Below are 20,283 nucleotides of genomic sequence, written 5' to 3' on the forward strand. Positions count from 1 at the left end.
CAGGGAGAAATACAAGGTACTTTGCCGAAAGGCGATTCCATACAATCATTCCGGGAATCGAGTTGCTAACTATCAGGAATAAAGATTATTCAGAATTTCCGTATCGATTCTGGCCATTTGCGACCCGGGCTGGCGTTGATATGGAAAACACCCAAATCGGGTGACATAGGGGCAGCGGAATCCCCATTCTGCTGCCCTTATTTTTTGCTCGTGCTTTAGTTTGTAATTCTAGCCATGGGGTAATTGTGGAACGCCGATGTCAAGCATCAGCGCGCGTTTTTATCCATGCTATCCACGTGGCATAACGCCACATGATGTAATCGAGAAAATTCCTAGAAATTTACTGCCGAGCTGGGAACAAAAGAGCGCACACCGTACGCAGCTCGCTGCCTTGGGTATATTGTTTTATATCAATTGTTTAAGTTCCAAAATGGCCCGATGTAACAGACAAATCCTCTAAGACTTGGTGGGTTTTGGGCAAGTCTTACCCCAATCACGTCAGCATAACATATTGATAAAAAGCGATATATAACCGATTGACTTAGACTTGTTCACGATTTATTCTTATTGGGCTTTTCGAAGGGTGAACCAGGTTCTTGAACGTCAAGGAACCTGAGTATGACCAACCATATTTGCTTACAAACCTATCTTTCTTATCCGCTGGCGCAGTGGGTCAGGTCGGAGGCTGACGATCACGGGGAATGTGTCAGCGTCTTCATTCGTGATCTTGTGATGGCGGCGTATATTGCGCAGGATGAAGGTAATAGCGACGCTTTAAAAGGCCTCGACAAAGCCCGCGAGATTGTATTTTCGTCCGTAGCGCTTGATGCCATTTTGACTGCCCATCCAGATAGTTCGCTTCGGCAAAAAACCCATGATGCCTATGCCCGCCGCCTGCAGCGATTGGGGCTTGCTCCTGCCTCTTCGAATGGAGGTCGTGATGAAGCGTAATCTGGTCAATTTCACGCGCGGTAGCCAGCTTCTCGGGCACTTTGGATTCATGTTCGCAAGTGGGCTCAAAGCCCCTCTCATTATCGCTGCTATTCTCCTGTTAGGGATGTGCTATTGGCAGGTAACATCTGGCCTCACCGACCATCAGCGCTACCTTGCCGGCATGAACCTTTATGCATCGCTCTACGGGTTCATGGAGTTTGATCCTACCAAGCCGGTTAATCTTGATCTTGCCGGTGGCGCGAGCACTGAAATGGCGATTTCAACGGTTCAGAACTTCCCTCCTGTCGTGCGCGCAATGGAAGCATTATGGACTGCGCTCCGGACGGCTTTGGCCATCTCCGTATTGCTGTTTCTGCCTGCCTTTATACTATTTTATTGGGTGGCTGAATATTTTGGTGGACGGTCGAAAGAAAGTAAACATGAACGCGGAGCGCAGCTTGCAACATTGCCCCAGCTGCAAGCGGAAATAACCCGCCATAATGCTAGCGAGCAGGTAAGGGAAATGCGCGCCGAATTAGGCCGGCGTTGGCGACTGGCAGGGCAGCATGGGCTCGATGCGGCGGGCTATTATACTCCCTCTGCAATTACAGGTGTTCGTTATCCCTGGCGGCTTGAACAGAGCCATGCGATGCTGATCGGAACCACCGGAACCGGTAAAACCGTTGCCCTGCTGGAGATGATAGACGAGGCCCGCAGAAAGGGACAGCGCGCCGTCATATTCGATCTGACCGGCGCTTTTATCGAACATTTCTATGACCCTTCGCGTGATGTCATATTGAACCCGCTTGATGCCCGCTGTCCGCAATGGAGTGTGTTCAATGATTGCAGCACCATTGCCGAATTTCACAGCGCTGCTGAAGCAATAGTACCCCAGGATGGCGGCGGCGATGACCAGTTCTGGGTTATTGGTGCCCGCTCGGTATTTGTGCAATCCTGCATGCAACTGATGAAGGCGGGAACGCCAACCAACGAGGCGCTCGCAAACAAGCTGATTACGGCCGATCTCACAGATGTTCATAAGCTCCTAAAGGGTACTGTCGCGGAGCAACTGACCGCGCCCAAAGCGGCCCGGATGGCAACCTCAATCCGGGCTGTGCTTAATGCAAATGCCGAGGCTTTGATGTTGCTGCCCAAACATGGTCCGCACTTTTCAATCCGCGACTGGGTGCAGGGTGAATGCGAACGCGGCGGGATCATATTTATATCCGCGCGCTATGTGGACATGAGTATCTGTTCCAAGCTGCTAACATTGTGGATGGACACTGCGATGAATACCCTCATGTCGATGAGCCGGACATCCGATTTGCGGGTGTGGTTCATGATTGATGAGCTGGGCGCATTGCACCGGTTGCCAGCGCTGGAAAAAGGTTTGCAAACGGCCCGCAATTTTGGCGGCGCTATCGTGACTGGTATTCATGCATTTGCCAAACTCAAGGAGGTGTATGGTGAAAATATGGCGATGACATTGTCTTCGCTTGCGCGCACCAAATTAATACTGGCTACAGCCGACCGGGAAACGGCAACATGGTGCTCAGACTTTATCGGTCACCGGCAGATACGCGACATGGAAGAAGGCTATAGTTACGGCTATAATAATGCCCGTGATGCCGTCAGTCTAACCCCCAGAAGGCAGATCGAACCGCTGCTGCTGCCCGATCAATTTATGAACTTGCCGCGGCTCAACGGCTACATCAAGTTCCCCGATGGCTTCCCCGCTGCGCCGGTTAAACTGGTCCCGCAATCCTGGCCCAGTCTGGCAGAAGGATTTATTGCGCGGGCATTTGATGAGCCCGATGAACTGTATAAACCTCGCGCACCCAGCAAAGAACCACTGCCGTCTTCCAAGTCTGAAGGGACGGCTAAAAATAGCCACAGCGGGGAGGAGGAGCCAGCAGCGGACTCCGATGACAATGACGAAGGCGTCAAACAATCTGCGGCCGATCAGAAGGAGTTTGCCTTTCGGGAGCCCGAAGAAATCACCGACGTCCAGTTGTCCGATGAGCCTCAAGATAAAATACTGAAGGGCAACACAGCGGATCCCGCTACCGATGGTCCGATTAAATCGCTCGGCAAGGATGAGCAGGCGCCATCACCGTCTCCCGAAGATGACAAACAGCAGCGCTCTGATCTGCCTGATCCATCCGATCCAGCGAACAAGGCCCGGTCGCTGAGCGGTCTGCCGCGTGATGCTGGCCGGGATCTCCGTGAGGGCGCTGTGCGTGATGAGCCGGACCGCGATATCGGCGAATATGACATGTGAAACCTGCGCGGTGGAGGGCGCGTTCAATGATAGGAATGGACTATGCTCTCCGCTTCCAATGTTCGCTCTGCGGGCGGCGCTGCAACTTATTTTGCGGCGGATAACTATTATACCAAAGCCGATGCCGACCGGTCCGGTCAGTGGATCGGAGAAGGAGCGGAGCGGTTAGGTTTAAAGGGCCAGGTGGACGCGAGCGGCTTTGAAGCTTTGCTGCGCGGTGAATTGCCAAATGGCGAGCGTGTTGGCAGCGATAAACAATATCACCGCGCCGGAACCGATCTTACTTTCTCGCTGCCCAAAAGCTGGTCGTTAATCGCTCTGGTGGGCGGCGATAAACGGATCATCGAAGCTTACCGGACGGCGGTGATCGAGACGCTGCAATGGGCCGAGAAAAATATCGCCGAAACACGGGTTTTTTCTCGCGGCAAGATCAAGGCCATTGGTTCCGGCAATCTCACCATTGGACTGTTCCAGCATGATACCAATCGCAATTCTGAACCCAATGTTCATTTTCACGCGGTTGTCGCCAATATCACCCAAGGCCCGGACGCCAAATGGCGGGCGCTGCATAATGACAAGCTCTGGTCGAACAACACGCTTCTGAACAGCATGACGATGGCGCGCTTTCGTCTTGAAATCGAAAAGCTTGGCTATCAGCCTGCCCATCAAGGCAAGCACGGTAATTTTGAAGCCGCAGGTATATCGCGCGAAGCGGTCATGGCCTTTTCGACCCGCCGACAGGAGGTGCTTGATGCGCGCCGGGGACCAGGACTGGAAGCTGGCAAGATTGCCGCTCTGGCCACCCGTGCGCCCAAAGAAGCCATAAAGGACAGGGATGCCTTGTCTACAACATGGCAGGAAGCAGCACGGGCGATGGATCTCGATCTTGGCGGATTGATCGACAAAGCGAACATTCGCGCAGCTGGTTTGGAGGTTGATAAAAATCCCAATCTGTCGCTGGCGCAAAAAGGGATGATTTTCCTGCGCGCGTTTGCAGAAAAAATTCAGGGATTTGGTCCAAAGCCTTCCGCCGATCCTTTGGTGCCAGTGCATATCCTGAACAAACCCCGCGAAGAGATAGCTGCAGCGCAGGCGACCGCTTCAGCCATTCGCCATCTGGCGCAGCGCGAAGCAGCCTTTGGGGTTCATGATGTTTACAAGACAGCTTTGGATTTTGGCCTACCGACATCCATTGCCCATGTCGAACGCCGTGTACGGGCGCTGGTCAGGGAAGGTGAGCTCGTCCGGGGCAAAGGACGCGACCGTGATTTTGTCACCACGCGTGATGCTTTGCAGACCGAGCAGCGGATAATTGGACAGGTTGAAGCGGGCAGGGGCAAGTCAGAGCCTTTTTTGTCATCGGGCATGGCAGGCGATCAGCTGCAAGCGGTCGCGGGTCTTAACTTTGGGATGACACTTAACGAAGGACAAGAGTCCGCAGGCCGGATGATATTATCATCGTCCAACCGCATTATCGCGGTGCAGGGCATTGCCGGGGCAGGCAAGAGCAGCCTTCTTAAACCCGTCTCGCAGCTTTTTGGCGAGAATGGTAAAACGGTTCTGGGTCTCGCCGTCCAGAATACGCTCGTCCAGATGCTCGAACGCGATACCGGGATTGCGTCGATGACCCTGGCGCGCTTCATCGGAAGTCACAAAAACCTCCTACAGGAGGGAGCGGATAAAAATGCTCTCACAGAAGCCAAAGCCGCCATGAAAGACCATGTGCTGGTGCTCGACGAGGCCTCGATGGTATCCAATGTCGAAAAAGAAAAGCTGGTCCGGCTCGCAAACCTGCTCGAGGTAGACCGTCTGGTGATGATCGGGGACAAGAAGCAGCTTGGCGCTGTCGATGCCGGCAAGCCCTTCGCGCTTGTGCAGGCCTCGGGCATTGATACCGCAAAAATGATCACCAATTTGCGCGCGCGTGATAAAATATTACGCCGCGCACAATATTCAGCCCAGGCCGGAAATATCGGCGAGGCCATGTCCTATTTGAAGGACCATATTATCGAAACCAAAGAGGGCAGCGCCCTGATCGCTGCCGAACGCTGGCTCGCGCTCTCTCCGCACGAACGGCAATCCACGGCCATTTATGCTTCGGGTCGGGCGCTGCGCACCGCCGTCAATGAAGCGGTCCAGACCGGGCTTAAACAAAACGGTGAGCTCGGCAAACGCGGACTCAAATTGGAAACTTTCTCCCGGGTCAACAGCACCCGCGAAGAACTGCGCTATATTCACAGCTACAAACCGGGCATGATGATTGAACTTAAAGCTCCGGACAGAAGTCAGCGCCTTAGCAAAGGGCAATATGATGTCGTCTCGGTCGATGAACGCCCAAAGAAGCTTGTATTGAAAGATCACAGGGGCAGGGAGCGGAGCTTTCAGGTCAGCAAACTTCGCGCCAATGCATCTGAAGACCAGATTGCTCTCTATGAAAAGAAGCATCTTGATATTTATGCCGGTGATAAAATCCGCTGGACCGATAGCGATCACAAACGCGGATTGTTCAATGCGGATCAGGCAAGCATCACAGACATTGATGCCAAGCATGTTAGCTTGCGAACATCTTCCGGCATCGAACACCGGCTCCGCCATGATGATCCGATGCTCAAACGCATTGATCTGGCTTACGCGCTCAATGCCCATATGGCTCAAGGGCTAACCTCAGATCGCGGGATCGCCGTCATGGATAGCCGTGAACGCAATCTTTCCAACAAGCAGACGTTTCTGGTTACGATTACCAGATTGCGGGATGGTTTGACGCTAATTGTTGATAACCGCGAGAAACTGGAAACGGCGGTTGAAAAGAATGACGGCGCAAAAACATCGGCGCTCGAAGTGACCAAGCGTCTTGGTAAAGCCGCTGCCACGGGGCTTGCCAAAGGAAATGAACTTGCGCCCAAAGAACCGCAACAGGACCAGCGAGAACTTGAGAAAGAGCACAGCAAGCCATTGGATATGGGGATTTAGAATAGCTCAGAGCGATATTCCTCTCAAAGCGCGCGACCAAACCAAAGCACGCGACCTGCGATATGGACGGTGCTGCGATCAACATCCTCCCAGGTCGGATAGGTCGGGTTATCACTGGCAATGGTAATGAAGGGACTATCAGGACGCAGCGCAATTCGCTTGATCACCAGCGTGTCATCAACCCGCATCACATAGATCCCATCGCGGAGCCGCGAACCATGATCAGAAGCGTCCACGAGCACATCATCACCGTCCGACAGGGTCGGTTCCATGGAATCGCCCATGACGCGGACTACCGATAGGCTGACGCCTCTCGCCGGTGTCAGTTTGCGCAGCCAGCGTTCATCGAATGAGAAACGCGTTTTCCTATCCTCACTTGTCGCAAGCGCGCCATGTCCTGCAGAAACATTGACATCAAGCACAGGGACTTCGACCATACCGTCGCTGCCGGTTGGCGGTGGCCCGCCCAAGAGTTGTTCGTCAATGCCGTAAAAGCTCGCCAGCCTAAGCCTGTCCTCCGGATCCAGTTTGCGCGGTGTGCCGCGCTTTATGAACTGCTGGATATAGGCTGCATTACGGCCAAGCATTTTTGAGAGGCCGGAATAATCATCCCCGTTTTCGCGGATCAGCCGGTCCAGAGTTTTTCGTACATCATCCATCTTTTGTGCCTTTCGACCCCTCAATAGGATTTATCCTAGACAATATGCAATCTTCCTACTAGGAACATAACAAGAACGCAAGGAATTTATGATTCGAGGAGACCTCAATTGAAACTGTTGGATCGTATCGAAATGCACCTTAAGCAGACACATATGTCGCCGACGCGGTTTGGCAGGCGCGCGGTGGGTGATCCGAGGTTTGTTTTGGATTTAAGGGGAGGGCGCAGGCCGCGTGCCAGGACGTTGAAGAAAGTGGAGGAATATTTGCGGAAACAAGAAGCTTTTAGCTCGGGATCACAACCACTTGGGCTCAACAATAGTTGATGCGGTTTATTCGATTCAGATCGAACGTGAGGCCTATAGGCAATTAGTGTACGGACACCTTCAGAATTTACTCAGATTATCGTGCCAAATATAGTTTCGCATTAATCTTCCAATACGGAGCCATTTGATTTAGCATGAAATTTGAAAATACCAAAACTGTACTACTGCTGAACACACGGCTCTGGTCTTAAGGGTTAGTATTGTTCTCCTGCATTTCTAACATCAAAGGTTTTTGGGGCATATTGAAAACTTAGACATTGGCGAAAATTGGGGGCACGCATGAAAAGACTGGTATTTTGTTTTGACGGGACTTGGAATAAGCTTGCCGCCGACTCACCGACTAATGTTGTGCTGTTGGCAGAGATGACCAAGCCGATCGCATCCGATGGTACGCCTCAGTTAATCTACTATGACGAAGGTATCGGTACCGCTAAGGATGAACGGTTTCGCGGTGGCGCATTTGGCAAGGGGATGATGGACAACATCCGGGATGCCTATCGCTTTTTGCTGTTCAATTACGAACCCGGCGATCATATTTTTGCTTTCGGTTTCTCCCGGGGGGCCTTCACGGCCCGCTCGTTTGTCGGTTTTATCCGACATGCCGGAATATTGAATGTCGATAGCGCTAAAGAAATCGAAGAAGCGATCGGTCTTTATAAGGCAGTTTTCAAGGGTGACGGCGATGACTCGCTTGATGCGCTCAAATTCCGTTCCCAATATTCTTCACAAATCTGTGTGAGCGAGTGGGATAAGGACTGGCGGCAGGAGAATTGTAGCGAAATGGACTGGCGCGATATTCCTATCCTGCAAATCAAATATATTGGTGTTTGGGACACGGTGGCTGCGCTGGGCTGTCCCAAATTTATTCCTGGAGCCACTTGGATAAACCGAAAATTTAAGTTTCACGATGCCAAATTAACCAGCAAGCTGCAGGCGGCGCGCCATGCTGTGGCAATCGATGAGCGCCGTGTCCTGTTTGAGCCTGTCCTGTGGAACAACGTGGCGGATCTGAACACCGACCAAGACTGGTCGATGTATGATCCCCACGCCCCATATCAGCAAAAATGGTTTCCTGGCGTTCATGGTTCGGTCGGCGGCGGCGGTCCGGAACGGGGGCTTTCAGATGCAACGCTAGCCTGGGTTTTGAAGGGTGCCAGAGCGCAAGGACTAGAAGTTCGCAACGGCCCGGAATCACGAGCCTATGAAATTTCCCCCAACCATTTGGCTCCCTTGCAGAACGATCCCGAGGTTGCGCGCAGCGCCAACTCGCTCATCGGCAAGTTGAAGAGCGCCATGCTTTCTTCGGACCGTGTCGGACCAAATGATATTGTCCAGGTCAGCGCAAGCGCTCGCCGCCGCTGGAACGCTGAACCTAGTGCAGGACGAGGTGCTGCTGCGTATCGGCCAAAGACTCTGGACGCCGTTGCTTCTAGGATGACGGTATTGGGCGTGGATGCTGAGGGATCAGATGACGAAATTGCACTGGTCCATCCAGTAGTGCGTGGCGACACGCTGGGGAAACTGGCGGCAAAATATTTGGGTAACAAGAACAGATATGACGAGATTTTCAATCTCAATCGGGATCAACTCGATGATCCTGATGATATATTCGTTGGGATGGCCTTGAAGATTCCACCGGATCATTTGATGGGCAATGGAGCAGGAGGAGGAGATCATGTTACTGACTATACCCCGTCTACCTCAGGATCCGAAAATCTGCGGGATTGATGACGCGAAAGTTGTCGGTGACCTGATCGCGGAAGACGTGCCATTGTTTCGGCACGTTTTGAGTTAGGAACCCCAGGATCGCTGCCCTAAATTCGCGCGCCGTTGCGTAGCCTTGGTTATGGGTGATGTTTTTGTGCATCACTCCCCAGAGTCGCTCGATCGGATTGAGGTGGGGGCTGTAGGTCGGCACGAAGTGGAGCCTGATCCGCTGGCCTTTTCGGGCCAGCCATTCCTGCACCAGCCGGGCATGATGGTAGCGGGCGTTGTCGAGGAAGACGTGGATCAACCGCCGCGACGGATGGGCGGCAAGGATCGCCATGAGCAGCAGGATCGTGCTTTGCGCATCGACGGTGAGGACATCGAGCATCTGGGTCTTGCCGGTCTCGAGGTCGATGGCGCCATGAATATTCACCCGGTCACGGCCGCTGCTGGGGGAAATCGCTACCGCCTCGCCCGTGGGTGCCCAGCAGCCCACCGCACGGACCTGATGGGTCGGATGAACGGCGTCGACGAACACCACTGCCTCGTCGTTCTCAAGGCCGCACATCAGCCGGTCATAGTCTGCGATGAACGCCTGCTGCTTGGCCGCGTCCAGCTTGCCCGACACCATCGCAGGCTTGCGGTACGAAAGCTTCAGCCGATGCAGCAGCGCGATCAGCCCCGCGTGGCTGTACTCAATGCCAAAGCGACCGGCGATCCACGCGCCGATCGTGCGCGCGTTGCGTGGCAGGCTGGCGCTGACCCACGTAAACAGCGCGTCTTCCTGTTCCGCAGAAAGCCGGCTGTGACTGCCCCCAACATCGAAGACCACAAGGCCGGTCAGGCCATGCTCGTCATAAAGTCTGTGCCAGGAGCGAGCCGTGTCATCGTCGATCAACAAAGCCTCCGCCACCTCCTGGCAGCTCCATCCCTTGTCCAGCAGAATGATCGCATTGGCACGGCGCGCCGCGCGCGCTTCACTCAGCCCATCCCGCGCCAGAGCGCGTAGCTCAAGCCGTTCTGCTTTGCTCAGGAAACCACTGCGGATCATGCCCCAATACAGAATCGCTTCCCGACTATAACGCAACCGCTATTTTTTCGGATCCTCAAGGAGTCGGGGTATATCTACCTATTTTTTGTGCATGTAGCTGGCTGCGGGCCAAAATTCATTGATACAAGTATCCAGGCCAATGTATGATGAAAGATTGTATTTTTACATTTGGCATCTTAGTATTGAATTGGGTGAGATGTTAGCGAAGCAATTCCTGCACGACAGAAGGTTTGCGCGCGATCAATGCTAGGAGCACCTGAGCGGGACCGCTTGGATCTCTTCGGCCATGCTCCCAATTGAGTAATGTACCTTTTGCAACTCCAATGCTGCGGGCGAAGTCTGTTTGCGACAGGCCGGTTTTTTGCCGAATGTCAACGACATCGACGCTCGGTACTTCAATTTTGTGAACACGAGCGCCTTTAGTCTGGCCTTCGGCGAAAGCTAAGGCTTCATTCAACCCTTTTTCAATAGTATCGTAAGCGCTCATTTCTTTTCTCCATATGCCGCAATGATTTTTTTGCTCAATGCAACAGCTGCTGCCTGTTCCGATTTAGTCAAATTACCTTTTTCATTTTTCCCAAAGACCGTGATTAAAAAAATCGGCATATGCCTATCACCGAACACATATATCGTTCGAAAGCCGCCACTCTTTCCGCCTCCCTCTCTTGGGATACGCACTTTTCTCAATCCCCCGCCAAGCGGAGCGCCAGATTCAGGGTTCGCCGCAATGTAATCAATTGCTTCATGCCGCTCTGAATCGGACATTATCGCCTTTGCACGTTTCTGGAACTCAGGAAGCTCTACAACGGTTTGAAGGCTATTCATTGCAAGCCTTCTATACGTCATTGGCGTATATGTCAATGGCGTAGTAAACATACAAAGGCGATGTCGACCAATGTTGCTCTTTGTCGGCTAAACCGAAGACTGATCCAGCTTTGTTTATCGCCATTTTTGACCCTTTATCGATCCTCGGAGTTATGAATTTAAGTTCAGTGATTGCCGCAATGAGGCGCGTGCGACATCTTGAGGGCGAATGGACCCTATCTAGCTCACAATTTCCACCAGTGATCGGAACGATAAATTGTAGCTCCATTCTGCGGCGTCCATGAGCGTTTTTCCCACATGTTGTCTTTGTTGCCATCCAGCTTCACAGATTCGTGCATCACATCATATACGGCTGCGGAAATCCAAGTCGCGTGTGTATTGGGAAGATCACTAAGCTTCGCCGCCCAATTCGCGGAACGTCCAACCCATACGAGATCGTTATCGCCCCGTACACCGGTTCTGGCGACAAAGAGGTTCGACGTGTCCACCCCGCAAGTATGTTTCAGTTCGAACGTACTATTGGGATATTGCTTCTTTAGCGCGGGCTGAATGATATGTTGCCGAGCTGAGTGAATTTTCAAAGCAGTTTTTACGGCGCTGGTATTTTTGCTTTTGCCCAAATAGACCGCCATGATGCGGTCTCCATCATAAGCGGTTATCGTGCCGCCGAAATGTTTGATGATTTTCGCTGAACAATGAAGAAAGGTTTTGTACACTTCAGCTGCGAACCAATCCTTTTTCGATTTGACCATCGCGGTAGATTCCGAAAGATCGGCATACAGTACGGTGCCCTTCAGCTTGACTGCGTCGTTGCCGAGTTTGACGTCTGCCGGGGATGGTACAACTTGGCCGTCTCGCGTGGTCCATTTTGTTTCGAAGGTTTCGGCGACCTCCGCCTCGAGATCGTCCTTCAGGGACACGAACTCTCTCCAGTACGTTGTGCAACGTTCGCGCTATGCAAGCGCGCTTGGCATTCGGCCACTATTGCGCCTCCGGTCGCGGGAGTTATGCCACTCTCGATTCCTTGTTGCATTGCCCTCGAAATAGGGTTCTCGGCACCATTTGATTGTCGCATTTCAACCCTCCATTCTTTTGTGCTCGAAAACTGCAAAGATTCCAATCAGCACTACCGACACGATTGCGATGGGTGTCAGAATGGTCCAGTCGAGGTCCAGTCCGCTTGACACCAAAGACACCTCTGTTTCCTCTGATCCGTTTTTCATCTTGGCGGCGATAGTCCAATCCATCACGAACAACCCGGCCCATCCCAACAGCACATACGAAATCAACCTGCGCCATAAAAACGCCGGGTTTAGCAGCATCGTGAATATGAAAAATAGAAGTGCCGTTCCTCCAGTGGTTACGGCCCGCTCTATCTCCCCAAAGGGTAAAAAAGCGGTTGTTGTCCAGGCAATCGCCGCACATAGAACCGCTACCAGTAAGGATATGACGGTCCATAAAGCGAAGCTTTTCAAACCGTCTCGAGCGGGCTTCCAAGCCAATTGCTCTCGATGGCGAGACGATAACTCCCGCCTAATACGAAGGGCAGCCTTGCCATCGGCTACGAAGAGTTCGTTAAAGTTTTGCGCCGGAACTTTCCACGCATAGACCGCGTCAGTTTTTGCTCGCACAGTGGCCGACCGGGGCATACCTGCATCCAAGGCAGCCATTTCGCCGACTTGGTTGGGAGCAACACGTTTTGCGCGCCATTTCTTGTCGATTAAGATATCAACTTCACCGAACAAGAGGAAGTAAACGTCGTCGTCGTTCGCTCCCTGCAAGATCAAATCTTCACCCTTGCTAAAACCTTGGAAAGCCCCTCGATCGTACAACGTCGCCGCGACTTCGCCTTGGCCATCCACAACTGGATTTTCGCGAAGAATAGCGATTACTCGCTCCCGCCCCGTTTCTCCGTCGTAAAGCGCGGAATCTTGAGATGATTTTCTAGGTTGGAAAAGGTGTCTTAATTTCTCCGGCCAAGCCATTTTTCGACCTCCTCCATATTAGCGACTTTGAGGTGAAAACTGCTCACATTGCGCATGGCTCCGCCTTCCAGATCATGGGGATTGAAGCCATAGAATCTCAGATAATAGAACAACATTGCCTGTCTGATCTTGACCCTGAGAGCGCCTTTCCGCATCCGATATTCAGATTCCAATCTCTCGCGCCTAGGTTCCGGCATCGCTGGGTCCGCCGTGAGGACCAGCTGTATTGTAGATGTCCAATCAACATCGCGAGGAAGATCACCGCTGGGTGTATCAGCAAAGCCTTTGGCCTCCAGTCTGGAAAGCACAAAATCGGAATAACGTTGGTTGTCAAAATCAAACGCTCGCATATGCCAACGGTGACCGTCGCTTGCCAAGGCATGAGGAAGGATCGCTCGGAACCCTTCACTACCGGAACTGAGGGAAACGTATCTAGCCTTGAGACATTGCCGCTGTCGGATTGCCGCAAGGACGAGTTTAAACGTCTCCGGCGCAATCGGCCGTGAGTGAACAGCCACGGTATCAAATTCCGGGATGTTGACCGGCCAAATTTCGCTTTCTTCGCGATAGCCTTTGCTAAGCATTTCCAGTTGGGCAAGATATTCTGAAACATCGCCATCAGTCAGCTGGGGCGCAAAGGCCGTCCCGCGCACATAAGCTCTTTGCCGCGGATCATACGCAATGTTTGATGGGTAAGCATCGCTATATTCCCCGAGTGTCCGTTGTCATATAATTTGAGACAGATGCGGTTTTCACGTTGGTGAATGTTTGGCATCATCTGTTTGATTTATATTAGGCTGCGAGCTTGCTGTGAAGCAAGCGTCTTTGTTTCATGGTTTTTCGTTTGATCCTTTCTCTTTGTTTGATGATGGATTCTGCCCTGCCGAAGTAGGCATCAGCAGGCGTTACGTTACTGAGGCTCTCGTGATAGCGCTGGTGGTTATAATGTTCGACGAACGCTTCGACCTGCGCTTCCAGATCACCGGGTAGATAATAGTTTTCCAACAGTATCCGGTTCTTCAAGGTCTGGTGCCAGCGTTCGATCTTACCCTGCGTTTGCGGATGGAATGGTGCACCACGCACATGCTTCATATTCTTGTCAGCGAGATATTCGGCAAGTTCGCCTGCGACATAGCTGGGGCCATTATCGCTGAGCAGCCGAGGCTTATGCAACACATGCACCTGATCGCAGCCCGATGCGGTCAATGCCAGCTCCAGTGTGTCGGTGACATCTTCTGCTTTCATTGTGGTGCAAAGCTTCCACGAGATGATGAAGCGCGAGAAGTCGTCCAGAATGGTCGACAGATAATACCAGCCCCAGCCAATGATCTTCAGATAGGTAAAATCTGTCTGCCACAGCTGATTGATGGCGGTGGTCTTATCCTTGAACTCGCTGGCAGCTTTTATCACAATGAAGCTCGGACTGGTGATCAGATCATGCGCCTTCAACAGCCGGTAAACACTGGCCTCGGACACAAAGTAACCTTTGGTGTCCGTGAACGTCACCGCCAGTTCGCGTGGGCTGAGATCGGTGCGTTCCAGAGCCATGTTCAGTATCTGGCCCCGCACATCATCGGGGATCCGGTTCCATGCATGACGAGGCCCAGGCCGCTTGTCTTGCAGCGCCTCCTCCCCGAACTGCTGATAAAGGTCATACCAGCGGTAAAAGGTAGGCCGGGCGATGCCCAGCCTGTCCAATGTTTGCTTGGCAGGCAGGTGCGAGCGTTCGACCAGCTTGATGATCTCCAGCTTCTCGGTGGCAGGATATCTCATTCGTCTTCTCCCCCATCCCCGAGCATGCTTTTTTTAAGAAGCCGCATCTCAAGGGTCTGTTCAGCTACAACCTCCTTCAGATCGCGGGCTTCCTTACGAAGATCGCGGACCTCATCAGTGTTGGCAGCACGGGCCGTGTCACCAGCAAGCCGCCGCTTGCCAGCCTCCATGAAGTCCTTTGACCATTTGTAATATACACCCTGTGCAATGCCTTCACGACGGCACAGCTCAGCAATACTGTCATCACCGCGCAGACCCTCCAGCACGATCCGTATCTTCTCTTCCGCACCATATTGCTTGCGGGTCGCTCTGCGAATGTCCTTCACTACCCGCTCAGCGGAGGCTTTGGAATTTTTCTGTTTTGGTCTCATCTTCGTTCCTTACGTCACTGCGATGATACCAAAACATTCTCCTATTTTAATAACCCAATCTGTCTATCAATTGCTGACGGGGGACAGACTGATAGGACCGCGTCGGATGCGCATGGTGATCCGAATGGCGCTGCAAATGAAACAGGATCAGGTTTGACATGATATGGTTCGCGTTCCACGAGTGCCGCGGCTGCTGGTGCTCATACCGGCCATTCGGCAACTTCTCGCGCAGCAGGCCGTAATGCTCGATATAATTCGCGCTCGTCAGCTGCCACCAGCCATACGCCATTTGAATCGGTAGGAAGACTAGCATGATCGTGCCAAATGCGGCGATCAGCGCACCATAAAGCAGGACGGTGACGACCATCGGCTGGAGAATCTCGTTTTTGAGAGTCCAGGGGCTACTGCCACAACGGGCGAGGCGTTCCTTTTCCAGATGCCAAGCGCGTTTGAATGCACCCGGAATTTCGCGCAGCGAGAAAATGTAAATATTCTCGCCCATTTGCGAAGTTGCGGGATCTAGCGGCGTCGCTACGTCGCGGTGATGCCCTTTGTTATGTTCGATGAAGAAGTGTCCGTAGCCGACAACGGCAAGCACAAGCTTTGCCATCCAGCGACTGAACGAGGATTTCTTATGTCCAAGTTCGTGGCCGGTGTTGAGTGCCAATCCGTTGACGACACCCAACGAGAGGGCCAGCGCAATAAATTCAAGCGCGCTGAGATCCTGGGTGGCAACCCACCATGCGCAGCCGATCAGCGCGGCGAAGTGTATTGGCACCGTAAGGTAGAGAAGCACGCGATAATATGTACTTTTTTCAAGTTTTTCTACCGCGCTTTCGGGCGGATTGGAGTAATCCTGACCAAATACAAAATCAAGCGCTGGAATAATTAAATACCACAGGATCAGAACCAGTCCATACCAGATGCTCCAGCCCGTTTCCGAAACGAGATAAAGGCCTACCAGAGGCGTTGCTGGCCAAAGAACGGAGAGTATCCATAGTGCTTTTTTCTTGTCGACATAGTTCAGTGCCGCATCGCCATCTAGATGCGACTTATTCAATGCGTGGCTCACCATCCGTTCTACCTTTCAAATGCATCCCTAGTCCATAAATGGATCGGACTTTTTCGAATTTCGTGTCCGATTCCTATCTGCAACAAGTAGACAGGCATATGAGGGGTATTCAACTACCTGATCGGGTAGTTTTAGGCGTTTTTCGATTGGATAGGCCGTTAAGGAGCGCCTCTGAGGAGCCGCGGGATAGGATTGTACCGGCTTAGGAGGCGCAAATAAGAATGAGGCGAGCGCGACGAAGCCGAGACAAGAGTCTTTGGTTTTGCCAAACGCCCTATGAAGCGCTTCGGGAAAGGCTATAATCGCAGGTAGAGAGTGTCTCCCCAGACACCCGATGTACACACCGCGCGCATATGGCATCGACGCAACGGTGAATATCTAATGCGCGACGCGCGCAACGCTGCCTACGCCTCTCAACGTTGCCCTGCTAGTTTAACATGACCAAATGACAAAGGGGATGTTGGCCAGAATTGTAAAAGCAATCATCGGACCTCATTCCCCAAGATCATGATGACCTTGCACCGTTCGGGTTTTGCGGGCATCAATTTTCGCGTCTCCGGCGAACGGAGTCGTTTGTTTGCAATTTACGCCTAACTAAGGAATTTTGAGTATGCCTTATTGGAAGTTAAATGGATGACTGCGCAATCAAGCCAGATGGACAGACGGGTGAGAAAATGCGGGTTCGACTTGTAACCCCCTATCAATTGACGCTCGGCATGGAGTTGCTGGAATGCAGCAGCGGGCGTTCGATCAGTCGAATGAAAGCCAATAGGCGGATTGCCAAAGCACCGGGAAATCCAAACCTTGATCCGCTGGCACTCATGGGCTTTATCGATCAAGGATTGTCCCAATCGTTGAAAGGACTGATTGCGGCTGAAATCGGAATTTCAACTTTTGATTTGCGGATCGGACTTTTATCAGGATCTTCGATGGGGGATGAATTGACGTTGACCGCCGAAGCGGTGATGGTTGGGAAAACATCTGCCACTGTAACAGGCAGTGTAACCAACTCGTCCAAAGATATCGTCGGAACAGCAACAGGCCTGTTTCGTTTGGGGAGCTTCCCGGGGGGCGCTCCGGCCGACTATAATTTGATCGGTGATTTCAGTCCTCAAGCAATGCCCGGACCAATGAGCACCAGTTTGGGTTTATCGGGCGCACCAGACTCTCCACAAATTGCAGCAGGAAATCGGGCCGTTTTGGGATGGGAAAGCGGAAATATTGTCCATGGCGGCGCCGTTGCTGCGGCGCTGATGTCTGCATGCCAGGGCCGTGTGGCAGGCGGTGAAAGTTCGATCGGCCAGCAGCTAGAGTCAATTGACATTCGTTATTTGCGTCCAGCCGTAGGTTCGCGCGATCTATTCACGAACAGTTGTTTTGAACGTGAAGGCAAAGCCGCGAGCTTTGTCCGCGCCAGCTGTTTCCATGAACCAGAGAAACCGCTAGCCACAGCGATAGCAACTTTTGTGCGCTAGCGCATATTTGATTGGTGTCCCGGCAGGTATCAACGGTATAATTCACCGTCCGATAATTATTAAATTAATTGGCCTGGACTGCAAAAAAAAGGGAGCGAGTGGCCCCAGCCACTCGCTCCAGCTGATCCAACGGGAGAGAAGGATCAGAACTCGCTAAAATTTTGGGAGATTAAACACTCAACATTCCCTTAGATTCCCAACCATTTTTTCCATCGCGGTTCGGATGATGGCCACGTCTGCGTTGGAAACGCCTTTGAACATCTTTTTATAAACGGCGTTAGCCTCTTTCCGAAGTTGTGGAATGATATCGATTACCTTTGGACGCAGGAATATCCGCCAGACGCGCCGGTCGCCTTCTGCGGACCGGCGTTCGACAAATCTCAGTTTTTCAAGATGATCAATCGTTAATCCGATCGTAGCGCGTTCCAGCTCAAGGCAATTTGCCAACTCGGTTTGCGTCATTCCCTCGGTCTTGATCAGATAGGCCAATGTTCTCCACTGTGTGCGGGACAAGCCGAACTGGGCAATGGATTCATCAAATGTCTTGCGCAGAACTCGCGGTACTTCCTCCAGCAAAAACGCAAACTCATCGGTCTCGTTGAGGAAGCCGTCCTGCGCGTTGGCACTCATTATAGCTGTTTCCGTTGTCATGATAGTGACCATATCATCAATTTAATATAATATAAAGCCCTTTACTGTCTGTCACTATACAGCCTATAAAATCGGTATGGATCATGAAGAGAGTATCTTGGCCGGTCACAACGGCTTGCAGATCACGGCAAGCACGACTGGGCCAAAAACCGGCTTTCCGGTAATGCTTGCGCATGGTGGCGGACAAACCCGTCATGCCTGGGCGAAGGTGCTGGATGAACTCGCCAACGCTGGTTACCGCGCGACGGCCCTTGACATGCGTGGTCATGGGGACAGTGAATGGGCATCAGATGGCGCTTACGATATGCGCGATTTTGCGCGTGATCTAATCGCTATTTCCAAGCAGCTAAGTAATCCTCCAGCGTTAGTGGGAGCATCACTGGGCGGAATCGCGGGCATGATTGCGGCCGGTGAACTGGCTCCCACTAGCTTTAGGTCGCTGACACTGGTTGATATCGCGCCGAAGATGGAAGCCGTCGGAGTGTCGAGAGTGGTCGGGTTCATGCAGGCCCACATGACAGATGGATTTTCCTCCCCAGAAGAAGCTGCCAGAATTATCGCCGAGTACATGCCGCAGCGAGAGAAACGCACCGGCACAGGCAAGCTTGATCGATATTTACGTAAACGGGAAGACGGGCGATATTATTGGCATTGGGACCCCAATTTTATTCACCACGTGACGCATACTCGCGACAACTCTATCGAAGCAAAAGACAATGGTTTTGACAGGTTAAGTGCGGCAGCCGCGAAGTTGACACTGCCAGTTCATCTCATACGCGGAGGTTCCAGCGACATGGTGTCTGAAGAGGCCGTAGCTCATTTCCAAACGCTGGTTCCTAGCGCGCTTTTAACCGACATTGCAGACGCTAGCCATATGGTTGTTGGTGACCGCAACGATGCGTTTTGCTCGGCGATAATATCCTTCTTGAATGCGACCCACAGTCGCGGTGCCGCAGCATGAAATATAATACCGAAAATCTTGCTGACATAATGCAGATTGCGCCTTTCCATCGCTGGTTGGGTCTGAAAATTATTCAGCAAAACAACGATCATTTGGAACTGGAAATGCCGTGGCGGGACGAACTTGTATCTAATCCCGTGATTGGGGCCGTGCATGGCGGCATATTGGCGTCTCTGATCGATTTGACCGGGCTTTATGCCATTATTGCTGCAGGGGGTATTGCCAAGGCGACCGTGGATATGAGGGTAGATTATCATCGGGCAGCCACCAACGGCCCGCTTCTTGCATTTGGGCAGGTCGTGAAGCTTGGAAAAACCATAAGCACCGCAGACACGCGCATTATCGACGATGATGATCGCTTGGTGGCTAGCGGTCGCGGGACATATTTGAGCACGTAGATGGTTGTCAAAAAAGTCATAATGCTCTTGTCTCTAGTCATGTTGGGCTTGGTTTCGGGCTGCGCGAGCGAAGATACCGAGAATGCCAATGATGATGACATTCATAAAAGCGCGACATTCGAAGTAGACTTTTTAACAGCCAAATCCGAACCTTTAGCCGAGCCCGTAGAGGTTTTTGGCACGATTGCGGCCAAGCAAAGCAGCGCAATTGGCGCTCTCGTCGAAGGACCGCTCGAAACCATGTTTGTGACGGTCGGTGACCGGGTGAAGAAGGGCCAAGCGCTGTTCCAGATCAGGCAAGCAGATTATAAAAGACGCGTCGCGGAAGCATCAGCGGCGCTACGCCTGACGGAAGCACAGGCGACACAGGCCCAGCGCCAATATGACCGCGTAATTGCGCTTGCCCCGCGAGGTTTTGTATCGAAAGCACAGGTCGAAAGGGTTGAAACAGACTTGATCGTCGCGAAAGCGCAGGTTTCTCAATCGCAATCGCTACTGGCCACGGCCAAACAAGCGCTGCGCGATACTGTTGCCCGCGCTCCATATAACGGCGTCGTTACAGCCAGATTGGTCGACGAGGGGTCCTATCTCAACAATCGCTTTTCGATGGGTGAACAATCCGCAGCCTTGCAACTACAGGAATTAGAAATAGTAGCAGCAATCGTCAGTGCTCCGCAGGCCCGGGTTGATGATTTCAAGCTCAACCAGAAGGCAAAGGTTTATATTGATGGCTTTGATGAGCCTTTCGACAGCTTTGTGTTCATCATCAATGACCGGGTTGACCCGGAATCCCGGACGGTCGAATTGCGATTGCCTGATAAGAAACCCGAACTATCGGATCAGTAGC

The 20,283-nt window shown here is 52.3% G+C and carries 18 protein-coding genes; 8 read left to right on the forward strand and 10 right to left on the reverse strand.

The genetic code is table 11. The features are described 5' to 3' along the window. Positions 1 to 618 precede the first annotated feature (618 nt). Genes ACWFTY_RS06735 through mobF form a run of 3 tightly spaced genes read left to right on the forward strand, consistent with a single transcriptional unit; the run spans position 619 to position 6,184 of the window. Entirely contained in the window at positions 619 to 951 is a 333-nt protein-coding gene (locus ACWFTY_RS06735) for a hypothetical protein (protein WP_100092291.1), read from the forward strand. Then, complete coding sequence (locus ACWFTY_RS06740; protein ID WP_100092290.1) at positions 941 to 3,214, forward strand: type IV secretion system DNA-binding domain-containing protein; 2,274 nt, start codon at positions 941 to 943, stop codon at positions 3,212 to 3,214. The genes ACWFTY_RS06735 and ACWFTY_RS06740 overlap by 11 nt, the downstream gene beginning before the upstream one ends. 42 nt (positions 3,215 to 3,256) lie before the next feature. Then, positions 3,257 to 6,184: a MobF family relaxase gene (gene mobF / locus ACWFTY_RS06745; protein WP_176280142.1), complete on the forward strand. Its 2,928-nt coding sequence runs from the start codon at positions 3,257 to 3,259 to the stop codon at positions 6,182 to 6,184. A gap of 23 nt (positions 6,185 to 6,207) precedes the next feature. On the opposite strand, the gene ACWFTY_RS06750 is transcribed toward mobF, so the two are convergent. Then, complete coding sequence (locus tag ACWFTY_RS06750; protein WP_176280143.1) at positions 6,208 to 6,843, reverse strand: S24 family peptidase; 636 nt, start codon at positions 6,841 to 6,843, stop codon at positions 6,208 to 6,210. Between the two features lie 603 nt (positions 6,844 to 7,446). Between ACWFTY_RS06750 and ACWFTY_RS06755 the strand changes: the two genes are divergently transcribed. Continuing rightward, the gene (locus tag ACWFTY_RS06755) at positions 7,447 to 8,895 is read left to right on the forward strand and encodes a phospholipase effector Tle1 domain-containing protein (protein ID WP_176280144.1); all 1,449 of its coding nucleotides are present in this window, start codon (positions 7,447 to 7,449) and stop codon (positions 8,893 to 8,895) included. On the opposite strand, the gene ACWFTY_RS06760 is transcribed toward ACWFTY_RS06755, so the two are convergent. The 8 genes from ACWFTY_RS06760 to ACWFTY_RS06795 form a co-directional block, all read right to left on the reverse strand. Then, complete coding sequence (locus tag ACWFTY_RS06760) at positions 8,864 to 9,925, reverse strand: IS630 family transposase (protein WP_176280145.1); 1,062 nt, start codon at positions 9,923 to 9,925, stop codon at positions 8,864 to 8,866. The two genes, ACWFTY_RS06755 and ACWFTY_RS06760, sit on opposite strands and share 32 nt — an antisense overlap. A gap of 199 nt (positions 9,926 to 10,124) precedes the next feature. Further along, positions 10,125 to 10,412, reverse strand: a complete 288-nt coding sequence (locus ACWFTY_RS06765; RefSeq protein WP_176280146.1) for a helix-turn-helix domain-containing protein — start codon at positions 10,410 to 10,412, stop codon at positions 10,125 to 10,127. Beyond that, positions 10,409 to 10,750, reverse strand: coding sequence for a type II toxin-antitoxin system RelE/ParE family toxin (locus ACWFTY_RS06770; protein WP_176280147.1), 342 nt, complete (start codon positions 10,748 to 10,750; stop codon positions 10,409 to 10,411). Before ACWFTY_RS06770 ends, ACWFTY_RS06765 begins: the two co-directional genes overlap by 4 nt. Positions 10,751 to 10,974: 224 nt before the next feature. Next, on the reverse strand, positions 10,975 to 11,670 hold the full coding sequence (locus ACWFTY_RS06775; RefSeq protein WP_176280148.1) for an adenylate/guanylate cyclase domain-containing protein: 696 nt from the start codon (positions 11,668 to 11,670) through the stop codon (positions 10,975 to 10,977). A gap of 156 nt (positions 11,671 to 11,826) precedes the next feature. Next, positions 11,827 to 12,735 (reverse strand): cyclic nucleotide-binding domain-containing protein, encoded by a 909-nt coding sequence (locus ACWFTY_RS06780; RefSeq protein WP_176280149.1) that lies wholly within the window; start codon positions 12,733 to 12,735, stop codon positions 11,827 to 11,829. Beyond that, on the reverse strand, positions 12,714 to 13,388 hold the full coding sequence (locus tag ACWFTY_RS06785; protein WP_176280150.1) for a WYL domain-containing protein: 675 nt from the start codon (positions 13,386 to 13,388) through the stop codon (positions 12,714 to 12,716). The genes ACWFTY_RS06780 and ACWFTY_RS06785 overlap by 22 nt, the downstream gene beginning before the upstream one ends. A 139-nt stretch (positions 13,389 to 13,527) precedes the next feature. Next, positions 13,528 to 14,879, reverse strand: a protein-coding gene (locus ACWFTY_RS06790) for an IS3 family transposase (RefSeq protein ID WP_335647960.1) whose coding sequence is annotated in 2 segments (ribosomal slippage) — positions 13,528 to 14,541 and positions 14,544 to 14,879 — 1,350 coding nt in all. Because the reading frame shifts where the segments join, the coding sequence is not laid out codon by codon here. A gap of 46 nt (positions 14,880 to 14,925) precedes the next feature. Then, positions 14,926 to 15,954, reverse strand: a complete 1,029-nt coding sequence (locus tag ACWFTY_RS06795; RefSeq protein ID WP_447526561.1) for an alkane 1-monooxygenase — start codon at positions 15,952 to 15,954, stop codon at positions 14,926 to 14,928. A 626-nt stretch (positions 15,955 to 16,580) separates the two neighbouring features. Here ACWFTY_RS06795 and ACWFTY_RS06800 point away from each other — a divergent pair. Then, complete coding sequence (locus tag ACWFTY_RS06800; protein ID WP_100092257.1) at positions 16,581 to 17,426, forward strand: acyl-CoA thioesterase domain-containing protein; 846 nt, start codon at positions 16,581 to 16,583, stop codon at positions 17,424 to 17,426. Positions 17,427 to 17,603: 177 nt separating this feature from the next. Here the strand turns inward: ACWFTY_RS06800 and ACWFTY_RS06805 are convergent, their stop codons facing one another. Beyond that, entirely contained in the window at positions 17,604 to 18,056 is a 453-nt protein-coding gene (locus ACWFTY_RS06805; protein WP_100092256.1) for a MarR family winged helix-turn-helix transcriptional regulator, read from the reverse strand. Between the two features lie 97 nt (positions 18,057 to 18,153). Here ACWFTY_RS06805 and ACWFTY_RS06810 point away from each other — a divergent pair, with 97 nt between their 5' ends. From ACWFTY_RS06810 to ACWFTY_RS06820, 3 genes are read left to right on the forward strand one after another with little or no spacing between them, the layout of a single operon-like run. Beyond that, entirely contained in the window at positions 18,154 to 19,038 is an 885-nt protein-coding gene (locus tag ACWFTY_RS06810; RefSeq protein ID WP_100092255.1) for an alpha/beta fold hydrolase, read from the forward strand. Beyond that, complete coding sequence (locus ACWFTY_RS06815; protein WP_100092254.1) at positions 19,035 to 19,436, forward strand: hotdog fold thioesterase; 402 nt, start codon at positions 19,035 to 19,037, stop codon at positions 19,434 to 19,436. The genes ACWFTY_RS06810 and ACWFTY_RS06815 overlap by 4 nt, the downstream gene beginning before the upstream one ends. 21 nt (positions 19,437 to 19,457) lie before the next feature. After that, entirely contained in the window at positions 19,458 to 20,282 is an 825-nt protein-coding gene (locus ACWFTY_RS06820) for an efflux RND transporter periplasmic adaptor subunit (RefSeq protein ID WP_447526562.1), read from the forward strand. Position 20,283 lies beyond the last annotated feature (1 nt).

It is taken from the genome of Parasphingorhabdus sp. NYA22, from assembly GCF_976973735.1.